The sequence below is a fragment of the Micromonospora sp. NPDC005710 genome (assembly GCF_040630995.1).
Taxonomy (GTDB): domain Bacteria; phylum Actinomycetota; class Actinomycetes; order Mycobacteriales; family Micromonosporaceae; genus Micromonospora.
In genome coordinates this window covers 110,522-135,065 of sequence record NZ_JBEXYP010000005.1, presented here as the reverse complement: position 1 = coordinate 135,065, position 24,544 = coordinate 110,522, and the positions used below count along the sequence as shown (strand labels likewise).

23 protein-coding genes are annotated in these 24,544 nt (G+C 70.7%); 9 read left to right on the top strand and 14 right to left on the bottom strand.

The window, feature by feature from the left end; translation table 11 throughout:
* Nucleotides 1–129: 129 nt before the first annotated feature.
* Together ABZ406_RS08850 and ABZ406_RS08845 are read right to left on the bottom strand one after the other, a co-directional pair.
* On the bottom strand, nt 130–900 hold the full coding sequence (locus ABZ406_RS08850; protein WP_357757577.1) for a DUF2306 domain-containing protein: 771 nt from the start codon (nt 898–900) through the stop codon (nt 130–132).
* A 194-nt stretch (nt 901–1,094) separates the two neighbouring features.
* Nucleotides 1,095–2,477: an FAD-binding oxidoreductase gene (locus ABZ406_RS08845; RefSeq protein WP_357757574.1), complete on the bottom strand. Its 1,383-nt coding sequence runs from the start codon at nt 2,475–2,477 to the stop codon at nt 1,095–1,097.
* Nucleotides 2,478–2,651: 174 nt separating this feature from the next.
* Between ABZ406_RS08845 and ABZ406_RS08840 the strand changes: the two genes are divergently transcribed.
* Nucleotides 2,652–3,908: a sigma-70 family RNA polymerase sigma factor gene (locus ABZ406_RS08840; RefSeq protein ID WP_357757570.1), complete on the top strand. Its 1,257-nt coding sequence runs from the start codon at nt 2,652–2,654 to the stop codon at nt 3,906–3,908.
* Here the strand turns inward: ABZ406_RS08840 and ABZ406_RS08835 are convergent.
* The 3 genes from ABZ406_RS08835 to ABZ406_RS08825 are packed head-to-tail and all read right to left on the bottom strand — an operon-like array spanning nt 3,892 to nt 6,552.
* Entirely contained in the window at nt 3,892–4,524 is a 633-nt protein-coding gene (locus tag ABZ406_RS08835) for a dihydrofolate reductase family protein (protein WP_357757567.1), read from the bottom strand. The two genes, ABZ406_RS08840 and ABZ406_RS08835, sit on opposite strands and share 17 nt — an antisense overlap.
* Nucleotides 4,512–5,759: a cytochrome P450 gene (locus ABZ406_RS08830; RefSeq protein ID WP_357757564.1), complete on the bottom strand. Its 1,248-nt coding sequence runs from the start codon at nt 5,757–5,759 to the stop codon at nt 4,512–4,514. Before ABZ406_RS08830 ends, ABZ406_RS08835 begins: the two co-directional genes overlap by 13 nt.
* A 22-nt stretch (nt 5,760–5,781) precedes the next feature.
* A complete protein-coding gene (locus tag ABZ406_RS08825; RefSeq protein WP_357757561.1) occupies nt 5,782–6,552 on the bottom strand; it encodes an FkbM family methyltransferase in 771 nt (256 codons plus the stop codon).
* A 402-nt stretch (nt 6,553–6,954) separates the two neighbouring features.
* On the opposite strand from ABZ406_RS08825, the gene ABZ406_RS08820 reads away from it, so the two are divergent.
* Entirely contained in the window at nt 6,955–8,499 is a 1,545-nt protein-coding gene (locus ABZ406_RS08820) for an NAD(P)-binding domain-containing protein (protein ID WP_357757559.1), read from the top strand.
* Here ABZ406_RS08820 and ABZ406_RS08815 read toward each other — a convergent pair.
* The 4 genes from ABZ406_RS08815 to ABZ406_RS08800 all read right to left on the bottom strand — a co-directional run bounded on the left by ABZ406_RS08815 (nt 8,483) and on the right by ABZ406_RS08800 (nt 12,275).
* On the bottom strand, nt 8,483–9,082 hold the full coding sequence (locus ABZ406_RS08815) for a nitroreductase family protein (RefSeq protein ID WP_357758169.1): 600 nt from the start codon (nt 9,080–9,082) through the stop codon (nt 8,483–8,485). The two genes, ABZ406_RS08820 and ABZ406_RS08815, sit on opposite strands and share 17 nt — an antisense overlap.
* A gap of 162 nt (nt 9,083–9,244) precedes the next feature.
* The gene (locus ABZ406_RS08810; RefSeq protein WP_357757556.1) at nt 9,245–10,396 is read right to left on the bottom strand and encodes a glutamate--cysteine ligase; all 1,152 of its coding nucleotides are present in this window, start codon (nt 10,394–10,396) and stop codon (nt 9,245–9,247) included.
* A gap of 48 nt (nt 10,397–10,444) precedes the next feature.
* Complete coding sequence (locus ABZ406_RS08805) at nt 10,445–11,608, bottom strand: M20 family metallopeptidase (protein WP_357757553.1); 1,164 nt, start codon at nt 11,606–11,608, stop codon at nt 10,445–10,447.
* A gap of 91 nt (nt 11,609–11,699) precedes the next feature.
* Nucleotides 11,700–12,275: a carboxymuconolactone decarboxylase family protein gene (locus tag ABZ406_RS08800; RefSeq protein ID WP_357757550.1), complete on the bottom strand. Its 576-nt coding sequence runs from the start codon at nt 12,273–12,275 to the stop codon at nt 11,700–11,702.
* Between the two features lie 262 nt (nt 12,276–12,537).
* Here ABZ406_RS08800 and ABZ406_RS08795 point away from each other — a divergent pair, with 262 nt between their 5' ends.
* Entirely contained in the window at nt 12,538–13,506 is a 969-nt protein-coding gene (locus ABZ406_RS08795) for a zinc-binding dehydrogenase (RefSeq protein WP_357757547.1), read from the top strand.
* A 30-nt stretch (nt 13,507–13,536) separates the two neighbouring features.
* On the opposite strand, the gene ABZ406_RS08790 is transcribed toward ABZ406_RS08795, so the two are convergent.
* Both ABZ406_RS08790 and ABZ406_RS08785 read right to left on the bottom strand, forming a co-directional pair.
* Nucleotides 13,537–14,376: an alpha/beta fold hydrolase gene (locus ABZ406_RS08790; RefSeq protein WP_357757545.1), complete on the bottom strand. Its 840-nt coding sequence runs from the start codon at nt 14,374–14,376 to the stop codon at nt 13,537–13,539.
* 381 nt (nt 14,377–14,757) lie between these two features.
* Nucleotides 14,758–14,979, bottom strand: coding sequence for a hypothetical protein (locus ABZ406_RS08785; RefSeq protein ID WP_357757542.1), 222 nt, complete (start codon nt 14,977–14,979; stop codon nt 14,758–14,760).
* Nucleotides 14,980–15,170: 191 nt separating this feature from the next.
* On the opposite strand from ABZ406_RS08785, the gene ABZ406_RS08780 reads away from it, so the two are divergent.
* Nucleotides 15,171–15,695 carry a DUF1877 family protein gene (locus tag ABZ406_RS08780; RefSeq protein WP_357758167.1) on the top strand — a complete coding sequence of 175 codons (525 nt, stop codon included), beginning with the start codon at nt 15,171–15,173 and terminating at the stop codon, nt 15,693–15,695.
* 81 nt (nt 15,696–15,776) lie between these two features.
* Here ABZ406_RS08780 and ABZ406_RS08775 read toward each other — a convergent pair whose 3' ends face one another.
* Entirely contained in the window at nt 15,777–16,259 is a 483-nt protein-coding gene (locus ABZ406_RS08775) for a MarR family transcriptional regulator (protein ID WP_357757539.1), read from the bottom strand.
* A gap of 172 nt (nt 16,260–16,431) precedes the next feature.
* Here ABZ406_RS08775 and ABZ406_RS08770 point away from each other — a divergent pair, with 172 nt between their 5' ends.
* Both ABZ406_RS08770 and ABZ406_RS08765 read left to right on the top strand, forming a co-directional pair.
* Nucleotides 16,432–16,668, top strand: coding sequence for a MerR family DNA-binding protein (locus ABZ406_RS08770; RefSeq protein WP_357757536.1), 237 nt, complete (start codon nt 16,432–16,434; stop codon nt 16,666–16,668).
* Nucleotides 16,669–16,863: 195 nt separating this feature from the next.
* The gene (locus tag ABZ406_RS08765; RefSeq protein WP_357757533.1) at nt 16,864–18,087 is read left to right on the top strand and encodes a PP2C family protein-serine/threonine phosphatase; all 1,224 of its coding nucleotides are present in this window, start codon (nt 16,864–16,866) and stop codon (nt 18,085–18,087) included.
* On the opposite strand, the gene ABZ406_RS08760 is transcribed toward ABZ406_RS08765, so the two are convergent.
* Nucleotides 18,088–18,450 (bottom strand): STAS domain-containing protein, encoded by a 363-nt coding sequence (locus ABZ406_RS08760; protein WP_357757530.1) that lies wholly within the window; start codon nt 18,448–18,450, stop codon nt 18,088–18,090.
* 217 nt (nt 18,451–18,667) lie between these two features.
* On the opposite strand from ABZ406_RS08760, the gene ABZ406_RS08755 reads away from it, so the two are divergent.
* Both ABZ406_RS08755 and ABZ406_RS08750 read left to right on the top strand, forming a co-directional pair.
* The gene (locus tag ABZ406_RS08755; protein WP_357757527.1) at nt 18,668–19,090 is read left to right on the top strand and encodes an ATP-binding protein; all 423 of its coding nucleotides are present in this window, start codon (nt 18,668–18,670) and stop codon (nt 19,088–19,090) included.
* Between the two features lie 300 nt (nt 19,091–19,390).
* Nucleotides 19,391–20,638 (top strand): PP2C family protein-serine/threonine phosphatase, encoded by a 1,248-nt coding sequence (locus tag ABZ406_RS08750; protein WP_357757524.1) that lies wholly within the window; start codon nt 19,391–19,393, stop codon nt 20,636–20,638.
* Nucleotides 20,639–20,696: 58 nt separating this feature from the next.
* Here the strand turns inward: ABZ406_RS08750 and ABZ406_RS08745 are convergent, their stop codons facing one another.
* The gene (locus tag ABZ406_RS08745) at nt 20,697–21,929 is read right to left on the bottom strand and encodes a hypothetical protein (RefSeq protein WP_357757521.1); all 1,233 of its coding nucleotides are present in this window, start codon (nt 21,927–21,929) and stop codon (nt 20,697–20,699) included.
* Between the two features lie 166 nt (nt 21,930–22,095).
* On the opposite strand from ABZ406_RS08745, the gene ABZ406_RS08740 reads away from it, so the two are divergent.
* The gene (locus ABZ406_RS08740) at nt 22,096–24,528 is read left to right on the top strand and encodes a hypothetical protein (protein ID WP_357757518.1); all 2,433 of its coding nucleotides are present in this window, start codon (nt 22,096–22,098) and stop codon (nt 24,526–24,528) included.
* Nucleotides 24,529–24,544 lie beyond the last annotated feature (16 nt).

The following is a 24,544-nucleotide window of genomic DNA, read 5'->3' as shown; positions in this document are numbered from 1 at the left end:
GGCCGGACGCGTCCGGCCATTCGTCGTTGCCGCCGCTGTCGGCCGCGACCCCGGAGAACGGGGGCCGGGCACGACGGAAGCCGCCCCAGGGGTGGGGGGGCGGCTTCCGTCGTGCCCGGCGCGGAGGGCTCAGGCGGGAGTGGGGTACGTGATGACCTCGGTGCCGTCCGGCGTGTGCTGACGCTTGGCCATCCGTTCGACGATGACGTGTGCGACCACCAGGTTGAGGACCCAGCCGAGCCAGTTCGCGAGTTCGACGATCATGCTGATGGGCAACGGCATCGTGGGCCAGATCGTGAACATGCCGACCAGGATGCGGCCCCAGGTGGTGCCCAACGCCAACGCGAAGCTGTACGCCATCCAGCGGCGGTGCTCGGCGTAGCGTCCCTTGCGGACCATCACCAGGCCGGTGATCGTCGTGGCGAGCCAGGCCGCGCCCATCGTGACGATGCCGATGCTGCCCTGGTGGTCGGCCCGCAGCGGGATCAGGGTGAACACGCCCAGGGCTGCCGACGGGAGGGCCCCGCCGAAGATGTAGACGCGTCCGCTGATCCGGTGGATCTTCGGGTGGTTGCGGCGCAGCCAGCCCCAGAACTGGAGGAACACCGTGATCATCGCGATGTTTCCGGTGATCACGTGCGCGACGACCAGGCTGTAGTGCACCGGGACGCCCGGGTCGAGGATGCTGCGGCTGTTGGCCGAGTCGGTGCTGAAGTAGCGGGGGAACGCGTACAGCAGGTTGAAGATGACGGCGCCGGCGAGGACGACGAGCCACAGGTAGGGCTGACGCCAGATCGACGACGACCGGGGCGACGGTGGGACCGATGGTGATGGTTCGATCGCCTCGTGTGCCGGCGACCGGCCCACCCGAATGGTGGCTTTCTCCGCGTTCTGCGTCATGGAGGGGTCCCTCGGGTCGTAGGTCGTCAAGGGTTTGGCGGATCGCCGTGATGTCACGGGATCGCCAGCGCTCCCCGAGGGGGCGGGGAACGCCGGCGAAACTTCCACCCGCTGATCGCCTACGACTCTGGCACCAGTGGAAATCGGTCGTCATCTCCGAGGATGCGGTATGGACGACCGCTCGTGCCTGTTGCTCAGGAGGGCGAGATGTTGCCGTTGAGCTTGAACAGGTTGTTCGGGTCGTACCTGCGCTTCAGCTCCACGAGCCGCGCGTAGGTGGCGTCGGGGTAGGCCTCGTGGATGCGCTCGGCGGCATCGTCGTAGAGGAAGTTGACGTAGCTGCCGCCACCCGGGCGCTGCACGACCTTGGCGAACTCGTTCACCCAGGCGCGGTGCTCGTCGGCCTCCTCGGGCTTCTCGAACACGACGGCAGCCGTGAACATGATCTTGCGGTCGCGGTGCGCGAACGCTGTCGCGTCGGACGGCACCCGCGCCATCGCCCCACCGAGCGGACGCAGCTGGGCGACGGGCATCGTCGCCGACGACGTCTGCAGCGTCTCCAGGATCCGACCAGCGGTGGCCTCGTCGACCTCGTCGACGAAGTTGGTCCGGCTGAACGTCAGCGGGTGGTAGTTCGGGTCCTCCGGCTGGTAGATGGCACTGAAGGGCATCGGCTGGACCATGTCGGCGAGCACACCCAGCTCGCGGATCGGCGCCAGCACCTTCGCGCCCTCCTCCGGGTCGCCGGCGTAGACCAGGATCGCGAGGACCACCAGCTGACCGACCGCCTCGTCGGGCACGCCGGGCATCGGAGGGGCCGGCATGATGTTGATGATGCTGGACAGCTCGTCCGGCGCGTCCAAGGAGATGCGCAGGTATTCCGCCACGACCTCCGGGGTCGCCGGCAGCACCAGCAGGCCACCGAGCACTGTCGGCACGGAGTGCAGCCGGTAGCGGAACTTCGTGACGACCCCGAAGTTGCCGCCGCCACCACGAATCGCCCAGAACAGGTCGGCGTGGTTGTCGGCGTCGACGGTGAGGTGCTGGCCGTCCGCCGTCACCACGTCGGCGCCGATCAGGTTGTCGATGGTCAAGCCGTGCGCACGCACCAGGTAGCCGATGCCACCGCCGACGGTCAGGCCACCCAGGCCGACCGAGGCGGTGTCGCCGAAGCCGGTGACCAGACCGTGCTCGGCGGCGGCCTCGGTGTACTCGCCGGCGAGCACACCGGGCTCCGCCCAGGCCGTACGACTGTCGGCGTCGATCTCCAACGCGTTCATCTTCGAGAGGTCCAGGACGATCGCGTCGTCCCAGACGCCGTACAGGCTGTGGCCGCCACTGCGGATCGCGAACGGCAGCTCCGAGCCGCTGGCGACCGAGACGACATGCGCGACGTCGGCGGCGTTGACCGCCCTGACGATCACGGCGGGTCGCCGGTCGACGCCGCCCTGGAAAATGGTGCGGGCCTGGTCGTAACCGCTGTCGCTCGGCTCGATCACCTCGCCGACGACGCCCGCACGCAGCTGCGCGGCCACGGCGGTAGCCGTGTCGGTCGGCGCCACGATCTCGTCCTGCATGGAAGATACCTCCTGGTTATGGCGGTGCGGTCCCATCAGGGCCGCGTACCCTTTCGCAGTGAAGTCGGAGCTGTACCTCGTTTTTCGACATTGCCGCCGGTAATCAGCAACGTTCTCGTCCACACGCTTCGCCCGCGGGTTCGTCGCCCAGGGCACTGGAGGAACCCCGGCACCGTGGCTGATGAGGGTAACGTGGCCTCCCGCTCGGAGGTCGAAAGTCTGCTGCGCCAGCTCGCGCCGCAGGTCCTGGGCGCGCTCTACCGCCGCTACGGCAAGTTCGAGGCGTGCGAGGACGCGGTGCAGGAAGCCCTGCTGGAGGCGGCGCTGCGCTGGCCGGAGCAGAAGTTGCCGGACAATCCCCGCGGCTGGCTGCGCACCGTCGCCACCCGCCGGTTGGCTGATCACTGGCGCAGTGACCAGGCCCGGCGCAACCGCGAGGTGATCGTCGCGGTGATGGGCCGTGCCGACGAGGCGGTCTCCGCCGGTGTCGACGACCTGCCCTACCAGCACGACGACACGCTGATGCTGCTGTTCATGTGCTGTCATCCCGCGTTGTCCGCGCCGTCGCAGATCGCGCTGACGCTCCGGGCGGTCGGCGGCCTGACCACCAGTCAGATCGCCGCGGCGTTCATGGTGCCCGAGTCGACGATGGTGCAGCGGATCAGCCGGGCGAAGCAGCGGATCCGGTCGACCGGCACCCGGTTCCGGATGCCACCGCCGGCCGAGCGACGCGAACGCCTGCGGGTGGTGCTGCACGTGCTCTACCTGATCTTCAACGAGGGTTACACCGCCACCTCCGGCCCGGACCTGCAGCGTGGCGAGCTGACCCGGGAGGCGATCCGGCTGACCCGCGAGGTGCACCGGCTGCTGCCGGACGACGGTGAGGTCGCCGGGCTGCTCGCGCTCATGCTGCTGACCGACGCCCGGCGCGACGCCCGGTCCCGCCCGGACGGCACGCTGGTGCCGATCGCCGAGCAGGACCGGCGGCTCTGGCACCGGGAGTCGATCCGCGAGGGCGTCGCGCTCGTCACCCGCAGCCTGAGCGACGGGCCGGTGGAGTCCTACCAGATCCAGGCGGCGATCGCCGCGTTGCACGCCGAGGCGGCGACCGTCGACGACACCGACTGGCCGCAGATCGCCGCCCTCTACGAGCTGTTGGAACAGCTCGATCCGAACCCGATGGTGACGCTCAACCGGGCGGTCGCGACCGCCATGGCCAAGGGTCCGGAGGTCGGGCTGCGCCTGCTCGACGGCCTCGACGACCGCATCGCCAACCACCGGCTCGACGCGGTACGCGCCCACCTGCTGGAGATGGCCGGCGACCGTGGCGGTGCCCGGGTGGGCTACCTGCGGGCCGCGCAGCGCACCACGAGCCTGCCCGAACGCCGGTACCTGGAGTCGCGCGCGGCCCGGCTCAGCGACCCGCGCTGAACGCCCGCGGGGTCAGCCACAGGTGGACGACCTGGTCGGGCTGCTCGACCCGGCTGATCGGCAGTTCCACCTGGCCGTCGTGGGTTTTGTCGAACAGGCGTACCCCGTGGCCCATCAGCACCGGGACCACGTGCAGCACCACCTCGTCGAGCAGGCCGGCACGCAGGCACTGACGGATCACATTGGCACCCCCGAGCACCGACACGTCCCGGCCGCCCGCGGCGGCCAGCGCGCGGCTGACGGCGCTCTCGACACCCTCGGGTACGAACTCGAAGCGGGTACCGCCGGCCAGCTCGAGGGTCGGTCGGGGCTCGTGGGTGACCACGAAGACCGGGAGCCCGAACGGTGGCTCGTCGCCCCACGGCTTCTCCCCGTGGTCGTACATCCGCCGGCCGATCACGTGGGCTCCGACGGACGCGAACCCCTCGTCGAGGATCTCCGCGTCGCGGTTGGCCCGGCCCCCGTCGAGGCCGACGCGGGCCCGCCAGGTGGCCAGGTCGTAGATCCACTGGTGCAGTCGGTGGCCGTCCACGCCCATCGGCAGGACGCGACTGTCGTCGGGGCCGGTCACGTAACCGTCAATCGACATCGAGATGTCGGCTGTCACTCGCGCCATCGGGAGTTCTCCATTCCGAGGAGCACGGGCAGCCAGGCGGGCGCGTTCATGGCGAACGTCCCCTGGGAGGTCAACTCGGCGTCGGGCACCGCGAGGCGCAGCCCCGGAAAGCGCCGGAACAGGGTGTCCAGACCGATCTCCACCTCCAGCCGGGCCAGCGCGGCCCCGAGGCACCGGTGGATGCCGTGGCCGAACGACAGGTGCCGCTTGTCGGCCCGGTCCGCGTCGAACCGGTCCGCTTCGGGTCCGTGCACGGCCGGGTCGCGGCCCGCCCCGGCGAAGTGCATCAGGATCGGTTCGCCCTTGCCGATGCGGACGCCGGCGATCTCGACGTCCTCGACGGCGAACCGGAACGGCAGGTGTGCGACCGGCGCGTCCACCCGCAGCGTCTCCTCGAGGACGTCGGCCCAACCGGCGGCGCCCGAGCGGACCCGGCGCAGCTGCTCCGGCGCTTTCAGCATCGCCCGGACGGCGTTGACGAGCAGGTTCATCGCCGGCTCGGTGCCGGTGTTGAGCAGCAGGAGCAGGGTGCTGACCATCTCGTCGTCGTCGAGCCGTGCGCCCTCGTCGCGGGCGGCGATGAGGTCGCTGGTCAGGTCGTCGGCGGGCTCCCGACGCTTGCGCTCGATCAGGTCGTGCATCTGTGCCCGCAGCCGGGCGAAGGCCGCGGCGGCCTCCTGCGGGGTGATCTTCGCGCTGGCGGTGGCGTAGCCGCCACCACCGCCGACGACGCCCACCCGCTCGCCGACCGGCAGACCGATCAACTCGCCGATCACGTGGGCCGCCAGCGGGTGCCCGAACCCCGCCTTCAGGTCGACGATCTCGGTGGGCGGGTGCTTGGCGAGGTCGTCGAGCAGGTCAGCGACCAGCCGTTCGATCGCCGGCCGCAGGGTCTGCACCCGACGCGGGGTGAACGCCGTGCGGATCAGCCGCCGCTGACGGGCGTGTTCGGGCCCGTCCGAGCTGGTCAGGTTCTCCATGCGGGCCCAGGCGATGAGCGGGAAGTCGGGCCCGATCTCGCCGTTGGCGTACGCGATCCAGTGCTGACGCGGGTCCTTGGAGAACCGGTCGTCGGCGAGGATCTCCTTCGCCGCGTCGTAGCCGGTGACCGACCAGGCCGGCACCCCACCCGGCAGCATGATCCGGGCCACCGGCCCGTTCGCGCGGATACGGGCCGCCTCGGCGTGGATGTCGGTGCCACTCAGGTCGAGCCTGACGGGTGATCCGTTGTCCATTGCTGACTCCTCGACGGGTTTCTCAGACCGCGCGGACGGCGAAGGTCAGGTGCAGGTCGGTGTCGGCGAGACGGCGTTCCTGGGTGTCGGTGACGTCGAAGCCCCGCTGGCGCAGCAACGCCTCGATGGTGCCGAGGCGCCCGTCGATGTCGTGCACCTCGACGACCAGCTCGCCGATCTTCGCCCAGTCGTCGTCGGCGATGCCGGCGATCACGTCGGCCTCGGCCTTCTCGACGTCGATCTTCACGAGGTCCGCCCGGTCGGCGCCGGATTCCCGCAGCAGCCGGGAGAAGGTCATCGTCTCGCACTCCACGTAGGAGAGCTGGTGCCGGGACGTGGCCAGGTGCTCCGCATCGCGTACCGGGACACCGCCCTCGATGAGCAACTGCCTGGCCAGGGCGGTCTCGCGGACCTGCTCGGTGTACAGCCCGGACTCCGCGGGGGCCTTGGGGTAGTAACCGAACCGGGCGTGCCCGTTCGTGGCGGTGATGGCGACGTTGCGGGCCACCCCGTCCGGCACGTGCCGCGCGAAGTTCTCCTCGAGCGCGCGGTAGGTGTCCGGGCCGGGCTCGGCCGCCACGATGAACGCGGCCGGGTAGCGGGCCTTGAAGAACATCGAGGCCAACCCGATGTTGGCACCGATGTCGAAGATGACACCGGGTGTGGGCCGAGCGCCACCGGGACGCCGGTAGGACTCCTCGACGAAGATCTCGCGGTAGAGCAACGCCGCCTCGGCGGCGTCGACCTGGGTGACATCCTGCCCGTTGGGCAGCCGACGCCGGATCAGGCCCATATCAACTCCTCGCGCTGGTCGGGGACACCACCTGAGGATGGGTACTGCCCAGCGCCGCGGTCACCTTCCCGGTTGCGCAGGCCGCGACCCGAACCGTCGGGCGGCGGTCGATCGGACCCGCGCCGGCAGGTCCGCGACGTCCTCCACCCAGCCCGGACGGGCCCGGTCGACGGGCCCGGCCCCCGCGCGGCGCGGCTACTTCTCACGTGCCATGTTCGGCGACCCCCACGGCAACGACCGGCTGGTGCGCACTATCGCGAACAGGGATTCCCGCCGGATGGAGAGCCACACGTCGGTCGGTCCCGTTCGGCGAGCGACCTGTTCGGCCGCCATCAAGCATTGACACGTCCCGCTATCCATTCCATGGTCGATGGACGCAGCACTCCGTCGAAGGGGCACAGGATGGTCGGCAACGAGCACAGGTACGTCATCGTCGGCGCGGGGCCCGCCGGGCTTCAACTGAGCTACTACCTCCAGCAGCACGGTGCCGACTACCTGACGCTCGAGAGTGGTGACGGGCCGGGCGGGTTCTTCCGGCGGTTCCCCCGGCACCGCCGGCTCATCTCACTGAACAAGGTGCACACCGACAGCCCCGACCCCGAGATCCGTCTCCGCTGGGACTGGAACTCCCTGCTCAACGACTCCCCCGATCTGCTGTTTCCGAACTTCAGCGAGGAGTACCTGCCGGCGGCCGACGACCTGGTGCGCTACCTCGCGGAGTTCCAACGGGTCCACCAGCTCAACGTCCGCTACGGCACGACGGTCGAGCGGATCACGCGGACGGGCGACGGTTTCACGGTGCGCACCGGCCAGGACGAGGTCCGGGCACGCTGCCTGATCGTCGCGACGGGCTGGGGCCGGCCGTTCGTGCCGGCCATCAAGGGCATCGAACACGCCATCGGGTACGAGGACATGGTCGTCGACCCCACCGCGTACGAGGACCAGCGGGTTCTGATCATCGGGAAGGGCAACTCGGCGTTCGAGACCGCGTCGTCCATCCTCGGCCGGGCCTCGATGGTGCACCTCGCCAGCCGGCAACCCCTACGGCTCGCCTGGAACACCAAACACCCCGGCGACGTCCGTGGGCAGTACGGCGCGATCCTGGACAGCTACCAGTTCAAGACGCTGCACTCGGTGCTCGACTGCACGATCGACGAGATCCGGCCGGTCGACGGGCGTTTCCAGGTGTCGATCACCTACACCCACGCCCAGGGTGAGACCGCCGTGCTCGACTACCACACGGTGTTGCGGTGCACCGGCTTCCGGATGGACACCACGGTGTTCGACGACACGTCCCGACCCGACATGGTGCGTGACGGCCGGATGCCCGGCCTACGCCCCGACTGGCAGTCGAGCAACGTCGACGACCTCTACTTCGCGGGCACCATCGCCCAGGCCCGGGACGTCAAGCACGCGTCGTCGCCCTTCATCGACGGCTTCCGGTACAACCTCCGCACGTTCACCCGGCTGCTGCGGGAGCGGTACGACGACGTGCCGTTGTCGTTCGAGACGACGCCCGCGGACGCCGCATCGCTGACCAAGCTGATGCTCGACCGGGTGAACTGGTCCTCGGCGCTGTGGACCCAGTTCGAATACCTCTGCGACGTCCTCGTGCGTGACGACGCCACCGGCGACTTCCACCACTACGAGGACCTGCCCGAGGACTACGCCGTGGAGCGTTTCGCGTCCGCCACGCAGTGGTACACGCTCGCGCTCCGGTGGGGCCGTGACGACTACGGTGACGTCTTCGCCATCGACCGGCACCCGACCCCGGACCGGGCGCGGGAGAGCGCCTTCATCCACCCGGTGATCCGGCGGTACCGAGGGGCGGAACTGCTCGCCGAGCAGCACCTGCTGGAGGATCTCCTGGCCGAGTGGCGACGCCCGGACCGGCACGTCGAGCCGTTGGTCGAGTTCCTGACCAGGGACCTCACCAGCGGATCATGACCTCGTCGAGGGGTTTGCGGGTCAGGTCGGGGACGTGGGCGTCCGGCGTGGGATATCCGACCGGCATGACCACGTAGGGGCGTTCCTCCGGCGGCCGCTCACACACCTCGTTGAGGAATCGCATCGGGCTGGGTGTGTGGGTCAGCGTGACCAGGCCGCAGTGGTGCAGGGCGGTGATCAGCAGACCGACGGCGATGCCCACGGACTCCTTGACGTAGTACGGCTTCGGGCTGCGCGGCCCCTGGTGGATCTCGAAAACGACGATGACCGCCGGTGCGGTCTCCAGGAACGGCTTCTGCCAGTCGGTGCCGAGCCCGGCGATGGCATCCAGCCACTCCGCTGAGGCGCGGCGATCGTAGAAGGCACGTTCCTCGGCCTCAGCAGCCTCGCGCAGCCGGCGCTTGCGGGCCGGGTCGGTCAGGACGACGAACCGCCACGGCTGGACGTTCGCACCACTGGGTGCTGTCGAGGCGGCCCGGATCGCGGCCTCGATCACGCCGTCGGGGACGGGGTCGCTGGCGAAGTCCCGCACCGAACGGCGTCGCGCCATCCGTTCCGCGAACGCCTCCGCCTCGCGCGCCATGTCCGCCGGCCTCATCCGGGTGTGCTGGATCGGAACCCTGGACTGCAGGTCTGCCTCGGTCACCGGTGGCCTCCACTGATCAGGTGTGCCGGTCGCCGTGGTAGGGCCAGCCCGCCGCGGCGTGGGGTTCCCCCAGCATCGACGAGGCCGGCGGGTTCATCGTTACGTCTTCGTGCTGTCTTCGCGAAAGGGCACGTTCGGGGCGGTCTGGTCGGCGAGCTCGTCGACCACGTCGGTCAGGCGGCCGCGCAGTGCCGCGGCGGCCCGCTGGCGGGTGGCCCCGTCGCCGTTCGTGGCGAGGCGTGTCAGCCACTCCTCGACCCGCTCGCTGTCGCCCGCTTCGTCGAGCGCCGGTCGGGCCAGCTCGACCAACCGACCGGCCAGTTCCGCAGCGGGCAGCAGCCGGCCGGTGACGGCGTCGATGCCGTGCCCGCCCATCCCGTCGCGGGCGGCGCGCCAGTACGCGAGCCGCATCAGCTCGGGGACCAGCTCCGGTCCCTCGTCGCCCCGGTCGACGGCGTGACCGGCGACGACGACGACCGCCCGCACCAGGGCGGCCAGGGCCGCGGACTCGGCGGCGGTGACGGGTACGTCGGCCACCCGCACCTCGAGTGTCGGGTGGTTCGTCGACAGGCGGAGATCCCAGAAGATCGTGCCCCGGTCGACGAGTGCGCCCACCTCCAGCAGCATGTCGACGTGGTCGTCGTACTCCTGCGCGGACCTCAGCAACGGGGGCGCGCCGGCCACCGGCCACCGGCCCCATGTGACGCTGCGCCAACTCGCGTATCCGGTGTCACGCTCGGACCAGTAGGGCGAGTTGGCGGTGAGGGCGAGAAACACCGGAAGGTGCTGGCGCAGGTGGTTGCCGATCAGCACGGCGCGGTCCCGGTCGGGCTCCTCCACGTGGACGTGAACGGCGCAGATCGCCAGCTCGTCGTGCAGTCCACGGAAGGTGGCGGTGCCGAGGTCCTGGCGCGGCCCTTCGGTGATGGGCGGCGGCACGGCACTGCCGAGCACCGGCGAGCCGGTCGCGATCACCCGCAGACCGGCCGACAGCGCTGCGGTCTGGACGGCGGCCCGACCTTCGACGAGTTGCGCGCTCAGGGCGTCCAGACTCCGGCACGGGTCGGTGCGGGTCTCGACCTGAAGCTTGGTGATCTCACCGCCCACCCGGGTGCCGAGGGCCGGACGTGCGAGGTCGACGACAGTGGCCGCCTCCGGCACTACCTCACCCCGCTCGCCGTCGACGACGAGGAACTCCTCCTCGACCCCGAGCAGGGGAATGGGCGATCCCGAGCGTTGTCCTGTGGTCATGGCGACGCCGACCCCTCGCTGCCGGTCGTTCGCCGACGCCAGGCCAGACTATGGGATGTCGTCGATGGGTCGCGTTCCGATGCGCTCCATTGTGGACAATGCGTCGACAAGTCCGGCCAGAAGCGCCGTCCGCTCCGGCATTCGGTCGACACAGACGTACTCGTCGTCGGCGTGTGCTCCCCCACCCACGGCGCCCAGGCCGTCGAGGGTCGGCACGCCCAGCGCGGCGGTGAAGTTGCCGTCGGACGCCCCGGCGGCGTGCGCGCCGACGAGATCCGGGATGCCGAGCTGGCGGGCGATCGACTGGGCCAGTTCCAGCAACGGCCGCGCCAGCTCGGGTGACATCGGGTAGCGGTTGATCCCGCCCTGCACGGCAAGCGTCGCCTCGGGCAGGAACGGCACCAGCCCGCGGATGGCGTGGTCCACGCGTTCGAGTTCGTCAGCGGTCCAGGCCCGGACGTCGACGGCCAGGCTGGCCCGTTCGGGCACCGTGTTCGTCGTGGTGCCGGCGGAGAGCAGAGTGGGCGTGACGGAGGTGCCACCGCTGTCCGCCGCGCCGAGCGCGCCCAGCGTGAGGACCTGATGGGCGACCTCGACAGTGGCGTTGACCCCACGCCGTGGTTCGACGCCGGCGTGGGCGGCGCGACCCCGGACGGTGAGGCGGTACACCGAGCCGCCCTTCCGGGCCACCTTCACGTGCCCGTCCGGGGTGGCCGCCTCGCAGACGAGAACCGCACCGGAGCGCCGCGCCTCACGCTCGATCAGGGGCCGTGACGTGACGGACCCGGACTCCTCGTCGCAGGTGAGCAGCACGCCCACCGCCGAGGTGTCCTCGACCAGGCGCAGTGCCGTGAACATCTGCACGATGCCGCCCTTCATGTCACACACGCCGGGCCCGGTCGCGACGTCGTTGTGAACGGTGAAGGGCCGGGACCCGGTGGTGCCGACCGGGAAGACCGTGTCGAAGTGGCCGAGGAGCAGCACCCGCTGGTCGGCGGCCGGCCACAGCAGGTGTGGTAGACCGTCGATCACGACCCGCGTGGCGGGCCGGCCGAGCACTTCCTCACCCCAGCGGGTGAGCAGGTCGGCACAGGACTCGAGGTGGGGCAGCGAGCCCGGTGCCGACTCGGTCGCGACGAGCGTGCTCAGCCGGTCGACCATGTCTGCTTTGAGCTGCGTCGCGGCGTCGAGCAGACGGCGTGGGTAGTCCATCGATCCCTCCAACCTCACGGGTGACGGGCCTGGCCAGGCGTCTCCGTCGAGAATCGCAGGGGGATCGGGGTGTGGTCACCCTTGTCTGTGCTCAGGCAGCCGATTCACCTGCCGGCTGCGCTACTGCCGATCCGTAGCCGAATTCGACGATTCGACGGGTGGACTCGGCGTAGGCGTCCTGCCCTTCGGGCGCGAAGGTGCCGAGCCCGTCGACGTACCTGTTGAACATGCAGAACGCGGCGGCGATCAGAACGGTGTCGTGGATCTCCAGGTCGCTGGCGCCCTCCGCGCGGGCGTCGGCGACCAGTTCCGTGGTGACGTTTCGGCCGCTGATCTGTACCGCACCGGCGATACGCAGCAGCGCCCGCAACTTGGCCGAGATCGGAGCGCTGTCGAGGTCGGCGCGCACCTGGTCGACGAGCGTCATTCCCTCGTCGAGCTGCGCCGCGGCGAACGCCGAGTGCGACGCACAGCAGAAGGTGCACTCGTTGCGCCCGGAGACGTACGCCGCGATCAGTTCACGCTCGCCGGCCGGGAGCGTGTGAGGGGCGCGCAGCAGCACCTCGGCCAGCTCGTTGAGCGGCTTCGCTGTCGCCGGGCGGTACTGCATCGGACCGGATATGCCGGGAAACTGCTTCTCGTCGATCCCCAGATCGATGTGCGCCATTGTCGTCCTGCCTTTCAGCAGTGGGTCGTGGACCGGTCGGGCGGCGCTCGTGCCAAAGACGGCGGCCGGCGCCCCGGGCGGCACGGCGGCCGCCGTGTCGCGCCGCCACGATCCCATTCCGTCCACCGGGTGCGCTTATTCGATCGTGCTCTGTTGCCCGGACGATCCGGTTGACCTCAACCAAGGGTGAGGTCCTAGCGTCGTGGCAGGAGTGGTCACGACGGGTCCGCGTCGATCGGGCCACGGCGGAACGGAGGCGAACGTGCGTGCGATTCAGGTTTCCGAGTACGGGGGCCCGGAGGTTCTGACCCCGGTGGAGCTGCCCGATCCGCAGGCCGGAGAGGGGCAGGTGATCGTTCGTGCCGAGGCAGTGGACACGATCTACGTCGAGACTCAGATCCGCGGTGGCTGGGGTGAGAGGTTCGGTGTCACCCCACCGTACGTACCGGGCGGCGCGGCGGCCGGAACGGTGTTGTCCATCGGTCCGGGCGTCTCCGCGTCCTGGCTCGGCCGCCACGTCCTCGCGGGTGCCGGGACGCGCGGGTCGTACGCCGAACTGGTTCGCGCCGACGTCGACCGGCTCGTGCCGGTCCCGGACGGCCTGGGCCCGCGAGAAGCGGCTGCTCTCGCCCACGACGGGGTGACGGCCATGGGCATCCTCGACGGCGTCGGCGTCAAGCCCGGCGACCGGGTCCTGATCCTGGCCGCTGCGGGTGGCATGGGAACGCTTCTCGTCCAGCTCGCACACCGTCTCGGTGCGCAGGTCGTGGGAGCGGCCCGTGGCACTGACAAGCTCACACTGGTACGACGGCTCGGCGCCGACGCCGTGGTGGACTACACGGCGGACGGGTGGACCGACGCGGTACGCGAAGCCCTGGGCGGTCACGCGGTCGACGTGCTGCTGGACGGGGTCGGAGGACGTCTGGGCAGCGATGCCTGTCATCTGGTGGCCGACGGCGGGCGCATCTCGGCCCACGGGGCGGCGAGTGGCGACTTCGCCGCCATGGACCCGCGGAGTGCCGACGCGCGGGGCATCCGCCGGTACGGCATCGCGGACGTTCAGTTCGAGGCGCGTCGGATGGTGCAGTTGGCCAGCAGGGCGCTGACCGAGGCGGCGGAGGGGCGGATACGCCTGGTGATCGCACGCGAGTTCCCGTTGTCATCCGCCGCGGAAGCTCACCGCGCGATCGAGGCACGCTCGATCGCCGGCAAGGCCCTCCTCCTTCCGTGATCCGGCCCCACGCGTCAACGGTGCGGCGGCTCAGGCGATGATCTCGGCCATCCGGGCGGGCTTCTCCAGCATGGTGAAGTGGCCGGCGTCCGGCACGACGACCGGTTCCTCGCCGAGAGCCTTCGCGGTACGCGCCCGTTCCGCCGGTCGGGACCAGTCGCGTTCGCCGTAGATCAGGGTGCGGGGTGCCCGCACCGTCGCGTAGTAGGCGCGCGCCGCACCCCACGAGCGCCAGTTCTGGTAGACGTTGCGTTCGACGTACGGATAGCCGGGTTCCTTCTGGGTTGCGGCGAAGGCGTCGAGAAGCGGGCCGGGAACCCCCGTGCTGCCGGCGAAACCGCCCTTCATGATCGTCGCGGTGACGAACCGGTTCTCGGCCGCACCCAGGAACGGCCCGACCACCGGGAGGGCGACGCCCCCGAGAATGAGATTCGCCGTACGTCGTCCCCGGCGTACGCCGTCGGCGAAGCGGGTGTCGTAGTCGTACGGGTTCGACGCGACCACCCGACTGACGGTCTCCGGCATCCGACTGGCGACGGTGAGGGCCAGAACGCCGCCGATCGACTCGCCGACCAGGGTAAGGTCACGCAGCTTCAGCTCGCGGATCGTGTCGATGACGCCCTGTCGCAGGTAGGGCTCGTCGTACTCGGCGTCCGCCGGCTTCGAGGACCGGCCGTGGCCGGGGAGGTCCACGGCGTACACCGTGTAGGTGCGGGCCAGGATCGGGATGACGTCGGCGAAGTACTCGAGCTGCGTCCGGATCGTGTGCAGGAGCATCAGGGCGGGCCCCGACCCGGCACAGAGGTAGCGCACCGTACGTCGGCTGTCGAGTGACAGGTAGGCGACGTGCCCAAGATTGTCGAGACGCATCAGCCGTCCCACCTCCGAACCTCATGCCCGACACCCGGCCTCCGGGTCAACTACAGCAAGCGGAGCTGCCCGTTCCACGCCGCTTGGCGGTAGTTCCTCCGTTCGGAGTCACCGTTCGCTGCGGTCCGGCGCGTCTGCCGCAGGCATCGGGTCGCCGGGGTACTGCCCGGCGTGCGGGCGCCGACGCTGTTCAGCACCCCGGGCGACGCGGTCGCTCCCCACCTGCCCATGGTCACGGACGCGGTCACCAGTCAGATCGAGGCCGCCGCCAAGGCGACCAACTGAACTACCACGATCCGGCCGTGGCATCGCTCACCGCGATGCCACGGCCGGCCTCTTTTCGGGAGCCCGTCTCTGCTCCCGTTCAGGGAATCCGCGTCATCAGCTCGTGCGGGTAGCGGCCACCTCTCGTGCCCCGTCGGTCCGGCCCGACCTCTTGAGGAGGAACGCGCCACCGCCAACGAGGACGACGCCGAGCCCCAACCCGAAGAGGTCGCCCCGGGTCAGCGCACTGAACAGCATCAGAATCCCGAAGATGACCGCCACGCCACCGAGGAGTCGCATGAGGTAGCGGCCGCCAAACCTGCCCCGTCCATTCGCCATGCGGTGCCCTGTTCCCTGCACACGCATTCCACAAACGACAGATGTCCCCGGCCGCCGGTCGCGGTCGGAACCAGCGGTGAACGTCGCTGTGGCATGGTCGGCCGATGAGCATCGATGACGAGGAAGCCCGGGGGACGTTCGGTTGTCGGTGAGGAACTGTCGTAGCCGGTGCTTAGGCTCGCGCGGTGAGCATGAACGGCAACTGGCTGCGCGTTTCGCCGGACGAGCTGAAGCGGGCGAAGACCGACCTCGACTGGGCCTACGGGCTCGCCATGACGCACCGCGATGGCGACTCCGAACGCTGGACGACCACCGGCAAGGCATGGCACGGGCTCGACTTCCTCCTCGAGCGGCTGGGCTTCGACATTCCGTTGGTCCTGGGCGCGGAGGGGTTCGTGGAGCTGCCAGACGTCGAGCCTGACAGCGAGGAGATGTTCGACTTTCTGGACGGTCTCGAAGACGACTGGGGCTACGGGCCGCCCTCGTATCTGAGGCCAATCCACGTAGCGACGGCTGCCTCGCGACTGACCGCGCTCACCGAAGACGACCTCGTCCGAGGCGTCGACGCGCAGGAGTTGAATCGGGCCGAGATCTACCCCGGCCCCTGGAAAGGACCCGGCGACCTTGCGTGGGTGGCTCACCATCTGCCGGGGGTCCGGAGCTTCTTCGCCGCAGCCGCCGGGGATGGTGCCGCGGTGGTCTGTTGGCTTGACTGATCGGCGGTTCAGCCGACGGAGCCACTGCTCGTCGGTCAGGTCCGGAGGGTACCGCCGCTGCGAGCAGGGCCCGATCGCCTCTCAAGCAAGCTTCGCGGCGTCCGTCTCCGGTGCCCGGGTGGTGTTGGCGATGAGTGTGTGCAGCACTCTCAGCGCCGCTACGTAGTCCTCGTCGTCGATTCCTCGATGGATTTGCGAGCGGATCTCGGGGGCGAACTGCTTCATCCGCAGGCAAGCTGCCTCGCCGGCGTCGGTGATTCGGAGGTGGCCGTCGTGATCTGCGTGGATCCATCCGTGGCTGAGGAGCACCTCGGCTTCGCTCGCGAGGTCGTCGTCGGGGCGGATGTACTCGGCCATGGCCTGCTGGAGCTGAGGAATGGTCACTGCTGCGCCGTCGACGGGTGCGAGGTCGCGCGGGGACAGGTGGCGCAGGATCCAGAACTGCGGCTGCGTGAAGCCACGCTTGGCCTGCTCGTCACGGGTGAACCGGATGATGGATTCGTACGCCAGCCGCGTCCAGTACGCGGCCACCTGGTTGGCGTCGGCCTGCATGGGGAGGGCCATGACTGCTCCTTCGATATCGTTCGGGTCATGCCTGCGCCGGCCAGGGCGATCTGGTGCGGGCGTGGGGTAAGGACCGACGGGGCACCGCTGTCTCCTGGGACCTGCACACACAGCTGATGCTGGACCTTCAAGGATGGTTGAAGTCAAGAGCACGGTGCAGCACGGTGGGACCATGACCAACACGACGCAGGCCCCACCAATCTTCATGCTCGCTCAGCGAGTCGGGCTGACAGTGCGGGAGATCGCCGACATCTTCCAGGCGCTACCCGAGAAGCCGTCGGCGCAGGACTGGGCGCGGGTCTCCGACTCGCTGGTTGCTTCGGCTGAGGCGCGTGTGGCGGACCTTCGCCGCGACCTCGACGCCCTCCAGGCGGTCACGACGAAGTGCACTACCAGAGTCGTACGGTGAGGAACGGGTCAGCGAGAGGGCCAACCGTGGCGTTGTCGGTCACGACCCGGTCGTCGACGTCTGGTGGCCGTCGCGCCCGGCAACGGATCGCGCGCAGGCGTTGGGGCTGCCTGGCGATGGTGTGCCCAGGCGACAACCGGCACGGTCTCGTAGGCTCCAACGGTGGAGAGTAGTCGGGGTCAGATAATGGCTTACATGTTGGATGCTGCGGAGAACGCCTCGCCGGTCGAGGCGGTGGAGGCGGTTACCCGGGAGGTCGGCACGGCGCTCGGGGCCCGGAGCGTCGCGTTCCTGATCGCGGACCTGAGCGGCCGGGCGCTGGTCCGGATGTCCCACGTGCCGCTGCAGGGCGTCGAAGAGGGGCGCCGGGAGGACGACGAGCTTGCCACGGTGATGCCGTTCGACGGGGGTCCCACGGAGCAGGCGTTGCGCACGCAGGCGGTGCAAGTCGTCGCACAGCGTGACGGGTGGATGGTGTGGGCGCCGGTGACCGACCGCGGTGAGGCGATTGGTCTGTTGGAGATGCTCCTGCCGGACGAGCCGGATGCCGGTGATCTGGAGGAGATCGGTCGCACCGCGCACGTCTTGGCGTTCGTGGTGATCGCCAACCGGCGGCACACCGATCTGTTCGAGTGGGGGGCGCGAACGACCCCGTTCACCCTGTCGGGGGAGATCCAGCGCCGCCTGCTGCCGGCTTCGTTCACCTGCGAGGCCAGCGCGTTCACCCTTTCCGGCTGGTTGGAACCGGCAGCGAGCGTCGGCGGTGACACCTTCGACTACAGCCTCGCCCGCGACACGCTGCACTTCAGCGTTACCGACGCGATGGGCCACGGGGTGGCGAGCGCGTTGACGGCCACCCTCGGGGTCGGCAGCCTGCGCAACAGTCGCCGCCGTGGGGTGGACCTGGTCGAGCAGGCCCAGTCCGCGAACGCCGACGTGGCCGCACACAGCGCCGTGCCCGGCAGTTTCGCGACCGCGGTCCTGGGCCGCCTGGACCTGCGCAACGGGGTCTGCGCGCTCCTCAACGCCGGGCACGTACCGCCGATGCTGGTACGCGACGGAGACACGCGGGCGGTGACGCTGCCGGGGAACTTTCCCCTGGGCATGTTCGCCGAGGCCGCCTTCCAGGCCGGCGAGGTCACGCTGCGCCCCGGCGACCGTCTGGTGATGGTCACCGACGGTGTGCGGGAACGCAACGCCGCCACCCTGGACCTACCGACCATGTTGCGGTCGATCGCCGGCCTGCACCCGCGCGAGGCCGTCCGGGCGTTGGCCGACGCCGTGCTCAAGGTCAGCGGACCGACGCTTGCCGATGACGCGACCCTGTTCATCGTCGACTGGCACGGCGGGCACAGCGAGGACCGGCGCAGCACCGCCGGCGCTGACCAGGCACGTGCCAGCACCGCGCTGCCCGGCTGACTACCGGGCCGGCGTGTCGGTGGGACTCATGTCGGCTTCAGCTTCCGACACGCTGTGGTAGACGTCGATGACCTGATCCACCGAGGTGACCGACAGGACGCTGCGCACGGCGGGCTGCACCGCGGCCAGGCACAGCCGACCTCCGGCATTCCGCCACGCCTTGAACATCACCACCAGCGCGCCCAGCCCGCTGGAGTCCATGAAGCCCACCTCGGCCAGGTCCACCACCACCTGACGGTCACCGGCGTCGACCAGCCGTTGCAGACCCTCGCGCAGCTCCGGGGACGTCGCCATGTCCAGTTCGCCGCGCACCTCGAGCACTGTGCAACCTCGGCCCGGCCGGGCCGACAGCAGCAGCTCCACGACAACCTCCCGACGCCGACGGTCCCGCCTACCCTATTTCCTTCCCGGGTCAACCGCCGCAGGGCGGTGCACGCCGAGCGGACAACATCACCGTTTCGCCTGAGCTCGGACGGGGTAGCGGTGTGGCATCGGTAGCGCTGATCAACCGATACCTCGCGCCCCAGGATGCCAACAGTGGTCCGGCGGGGTCGTCCTCGGGCCGGAAGGAGTTGCGCAGATGCGGGTGAGCACGACGCTGTCACTCCCCCGCCACCCGTCCACCTCGGCCCACGCCCGCCGTGTCCTCACCACCCTGTTGAGCCTCACCGAGGTCAGCGAGGACGTTCGCGCCAACCTGGCCGTCCTGATGAGCGAGGCATGCGCCAACGCGGTGATCCACGCCGACTCCGACAGCGACGTCGACGTCACCATCAGCCTCGACGACCAGGTCTGCCTGATCGAGGTCGGCAACCGCGGTCGCAGCCCCGACAACGACCGACTCGACGCCGACCTCCCCGCCCCGCTCACCGTCGGCGGCCGCGGGCTGCCCCTGATCGGCGCACTCGCCGACACGGCAGCTTTCGTCAGCGGTACGCCGGGCCGGGTGCTGCTCCGCATCACGAAACACCTCGCCGACGTACCAGCGGCACCCACCCGCTGACCGGCGGCCCGCAGCCGACGTGTCGGGGCGCGGCCCACGGCCGCGACGAGGTCGTCGAGCTGAGGTGGCGGGCACGGATGGAGAGCCGCCCACGCGTCGGCCGAGCCACCCATCACCAGGTGTCATCCTCGGCGGTGCCAGAATCACCTCGATCTCCCCCGGCGGTCGGCCGCGCGGCCTCGGCCGGGCGGGCGGCACCAGGTGGCAGAGGCCGACCTCGGTGTGACGTGGCTCCGCAGCGCGAGCCTCAGTGGCGGTGCTGAGTGACAATCCATGGGTCGGTACGGGGAAGGATGCTTTGTGAGCAGCTTGGAATCGCTGCGGCAGTTGCTGCAGCAGTCCCACCATGCGCGCCCGGACGATCTGCCGGAGATGGCGATGAGGGCGGCGCCTCTGCTGGACGCGCGCGCTTTGGTGATCTATCTGGTGGATCATCAGCAGCGGCTGCTGCTCCCGCTGCTCGGCGGCAGCGCCCCGGACCGGGACCCGATCGACATCGACGGCACCCTGGCTGGACGGGCGTTCAGCACCGCGTCGACCTGCCAGGGCACCGACGCTGACGGGGGTACGCGGGTCTGGGTGCCGGTGGTCGACGGCAGTGAGCGCATGGGCGTGTTGGAGATCGTGGCCGACGGCCCGCTGGCCGACGGCAGCGTCGACGACTGCGCCGCTGTCGCGTCCCTGCTCGCCGAACTGGTGGTGACGCGAAGTTCGTACAGCGACACGATCGAGCGGCTCCGGCGCCGGGCACCGATGCAACTGGCCGCGGAGATGTTGCGCGCGCAGCTACCGCCGCTGACCTTCTCGACCGGGCATCTGATCATCAGCGGCATCCTCGAACCGTGTTACGACGTGGGCGGTGACGCGTTCGACTACGCGGTCAACGGCGACACGGCGCACCTGGCGTTGTTCGACGCGGCCGGTCACGGGTCCAGTGGCGGGATGCGGGCGGTGGTGCTCGCCTCCATCGCTCTCGCCGCGTACCGCAACGCCCGTCGCACCGGCCTCGACCTGACCGCCACCTACCATCACATCGACGCCGCGGTCCGCGACCACGACCGGTACGGGATGATCACCGCGGTGCTCGCCGAGCTCGACCAGCGCACCGGAATCCTGCAGGTCATCTCGGCAGGTCACCCGGGTGGGATCGTGCTACGCGCCGGTAAGGTCGTGAAGGTTCTGCCTACCCCGACCGCCCTGCCGGTCACCCTCGGCGACCGGCGCCCACCTGTGGTCGTCGAGGAAGCCCTCGAACCCGGCGACCAGGTGCTGCTGTACACCGACGGCATCATCGAAGCCCGCACCTCCGAGGGCGAGACGTTCGGCATGGAGCGGCTCGTCGATTTCGCCACCAAGGCGGTCGCCGATCAGCTGCCCCTGCCGGAGACCGCCCGCCGGCTCGTGCACGCCATCCTCGACCATCAGGACGACCGCCTTCAGGACGACGCCACCGTCCTGCTCGTCGAATGGGGCAGCCCCGCACCCCCGCACTCGGACCGGGAAACCATCGACGCACCGACCCACCAACCACTGCGGACCCAGTCGTAACCCGCCCAGCGAGCGGTGGGGGCCTGAGCGGCTGCGGACGGGGCTAGCGGGGCCCTGGTCACCATCGGCAGCGGCGCCAGCACGGGTAACCGCCGCCGCCGGGGCCGCCCGGGCCGGGGCGGGCTGTCGGTGCCACGGGTGCCGGGGCCGTGGTGGTCGCTGGTGCCTTCGCGGTCGTGGCCGGCGGCCGGGCCGGGTTCGTCGCGCCCCGGGTGACAGCGGGCGCACTCTTTGTCGGGGCCGACGGGCGGACTGTTGGTGACACGGGGGCCGACGGGGACGGCCGGGGCACCGGCACCGGGGCCAGCCGGGTGTCGAGGCGGTAGTAGTCGGTGTAGGCGGCGACGTTCTGCAGATACGTCCGCGTCATCGCGTCCGGTACGCCGCCGGCGCGACGCACCGTGTCGACACCCGCTTGCCAGGCCGCCGCCGCGAGCAGGTAGGGATCCCCGGGAAGCGCCGACAGTTCGCGGACCAGGCGGCACAACGCGTCGCCCATCACCGGCACCGCCTTCTGCGGGTCCCACACCGAGGCGCCCTTGGGGGCGTTCTCCTGCCACAGGTCCTCGGAGAAGGCGGCGATGCCCAGCTGCCCGAACGTGCCGCGCTGCTCCGCGTTGAAGCTGGACAGCGCCATCAACTGTCCGGCGATCGCCGGCGGGCTCACCTCGGGGCAGCGGCTGCCGGCGGCGACCACAGCGGCGACCAGCTCGTCGGGCAACGGCACCGCCTCGGGCACGGAGCCGGCGGGGACGAACTGTGTCGACCCGGAGGACGCGAACTGCGGCAGGCTCTCGTAGTAGGCGGCGTACTTGCCGGCCTGGTCGACGTAGTCCTTCGCCTTGGCGGGTATCCGACCGGCCGTCCGAACACTCTCGAGCGTCGATCGGAACGCCGCCAACGCGAGCCGCCACGCGTCCCCGTCGAGGTCGCTCGCGCGGACCTTGCCGACGAGGTTGCACATCAGGTGCGCCAGCGCGAGCACCGTCGCCCGGGTGTCCTCGCGCTGCGCGCCGGGCCACGGTGCCCACTGCCGCCACTGGTCGTCGGTGAGACCAGCGATGCCCCGGCCGCCGGACTCGGTCCGGGCCGCGGCCGGGTCCAGTTCGGACTCGGTCATGAGCTGCCCGGCAAGTCGGGCGGCGCTCACGGCGGGGCAGGCGTGGCCCGCTCTGGACAGCGCGCTGAGCTGCTCGCCGGTGAGCGCCCGGCCGGTGAGGGTGTCCTTCCCCGCGTAGGCGAAGCTCCAGCCGAGGCCGACCACCAGTACCAACACGATCACCGACGCCATGACCGCGATCAGATGGCGGCCTGTCTCGGTGAGCCCTCTCAGCCCGAAGCCCCGCACCGCGTCCCACCCTTTCCCGGTAGCAGCCACGTCTTACCAACGTGGACGGGAGCACACTCGTTCACTTCGGCGGCAATGAACATCGAAGATTGTGCCGGAAGTTCGGACCGTGAACCGGCCGGGGTGCCGGGCCCGTTGGAAGAGCGTGACAGCGATCGGGTTGAAGGACCACCGGCGAGACGCGTCCCTGCACGTCGAGTGGCAGGGCGCCACGGCCGTCCTCTCGCACGCCGCAGATCAGCCGCTGGACCTGTGGCGGCTGTTGCGCGCCGAGGCGCATCCCGACGTGCTCGTGGTGTCGTCGGACCGCGCGCTGCGCGACGCGGGCTGCGCCAGATTGCTGCGATCGGTGGTGGAGGAGGCCGTGACCATCGGTGGGGTCCGTCGCGTCTGGATCGCGGCTGACGGGGTGGGCCGGCCCGACGAGATGTACGCCCCGTGGATGACCGGCCTCGCCGTACGCACCGGGGTGGAGCTGCTCGCCCCGGACGGGCCGGTCGTCGTGGTGCCGGGCGGCAGCCGGTACGCCGCCGGCGGCACCGGAGCCTGGGGGTGGCGCTCGTTCCGAGCCGGCGGTGGCTGCCCGGTCACCGCCAACCGGTGCCCCACCCCGGCCTGGGAGCCGGGCCTACCCGACCGGCCGACGACCCTCGGGCGGCTGGTCGCGGACCCGGTCCCGGCCGGCATGCTCCTGAGGTCGGCCACCTCGGCGCCGGCCGCCGCGGGAGAGCCGGCGTACCGCATCCCGGTCGACCCGCGTGGGCCGGTGCTCGTGTTGCGCCACGTGGGCAGACCGGCGGCCTCCCCGGCGGAGGTGGCGTCGCTCTTCGCGGGTCTGCCGGCACACTTCCCGGTACGGGTGGAGACCGCCCTGCTGGACACCTCGGACGGTGTGCCGGAGCCGGCGTGGTTCGACGCGTTGGCGGCTCTCCTCGGTGACGCCCGGCTGCCCGAGCCGACGGCTGTCGAGCCGGCGCTGAAGGCCCCACCAGCGACGATGGAGGGCTGGCGGCGCACCGGTAACCGGCTCTACCGGCACCTCACAGTGGATCTGCTGCTCGCCGAGGTGGTGCCGATGGGAGTGCTACTGCGTCCCGTCGGCGGCTACGCGTCGGAGGATCTCGCACTTGTCGACCCGGTGGCGGGGCGCCTCGTGCTGGGGTCGGAGACCTCTCCGGCTCTGCGGGAGGCGGCCCGCCGGGTGTGGGACGGGCCCAGCGACCACACCCCGGCACTCGACCCGCCCGCCAGGCCGGCGGTGGCCGAGACGCCGCGACGGCCCATACGTCCCGCCTGGGCGTCGTCGGAGACCATCGCGCTCACGATCCCCCTGCGGCAACCCGCTGTCCTGTCCGAGCCGGTGGCACCGGTTGATTTGGATCCGCCGCCGGCCACGGCGGAGGCCACGGCGGAGGCCACGGCGGAGGCCACGGCGGAGGCCACGGTCGTGCCACCGGTCGTCGTCGCGCCGGAGCCGGTGGCACCGCCGCCCCCGCCCACCGCGCGGCCGGTGCCCGACGCACCTCCGGCGCGGCCCGTGCACGACGCACCCCCTGCGCCCTCTGCGCGGCCCGTGCACGAGGCACCCCCCGCGCCCCCCGCACCCCCCGCGCGGCCGGTGGTGGACGCGCCCGCAGCACCGTTGCGCCTCGCCGGCATCGGGCCGATCCCGACCATGCGCACCATTTCCGGCCCGGACGTCACCGACGACCCCTCCGCCGAGAAGGACACCCGCTGGGTCTCCGCGTCCGGCGAGCGGGTCGTCGACAGGCCCAGCACCGTGGAGGAGCAGAACGCGCTGGCCGCGGCCCTGGGAGCCGCCTTCCACGACTCGATCACGACGGTGAACGCCGCGCTCGCCGCGTGGCCCGCACTGCGCCGGGAGATGGCCGCTGCGGAAAAGTCGGACCTGGTCGCGGTCCGGGCGTTCCTCGGGACCTCCGCCCACACGGTCAACGCCGCACTGCGCGCGGGGCAGGCTCCCGAGACCCCGGGCTACCTACCCTGCCTGGTCTCGGGGCTACGCCGGCTGCCGCCGTACCGCCGCGCGGTGGTCGGCCAGGGACGGCTGGGCGTGCCCGCCCGACGGCTCTACCTGGAGGGTGCGACGCTCGTCGAGCCGGCGTTCCGCAGCGTGAGCGCGCGTACCGACGTGTGCACCGAGAACGCGGACGTCGACTTCCTGGTGTGGTCCCGTAGCGCCCGTCAGGTCGGGGCTCTCGCCGAGCACAGTGACCTGGACGAGGGAGTGTTCCTCGCCGGTTCGCGGTTCAGGGTTCTGGCGGTCAGTGACGATCCGGGTACCGACCGGGGTGCCCTGCCCGCCACTGCGGTCCTGCTACGGGAGTTGCTCCCCGGCGACGCCGAAGGCGGCCGGGGGCTCGATGACGACGACCGGGCGGTGCTGCGTCGGTTGCACCTGGCGCTGGAACGCCGCCGATCGGCGACCCCCCGGCTGGTCACCGACGTTGGCGCCGCCGATCGGCTCGCCGGGCCGCCGATGGGCTTTGTCGAGCGGGTCCTGACCGTGAACGCCTCCTGACCCGATCCGACGGAAG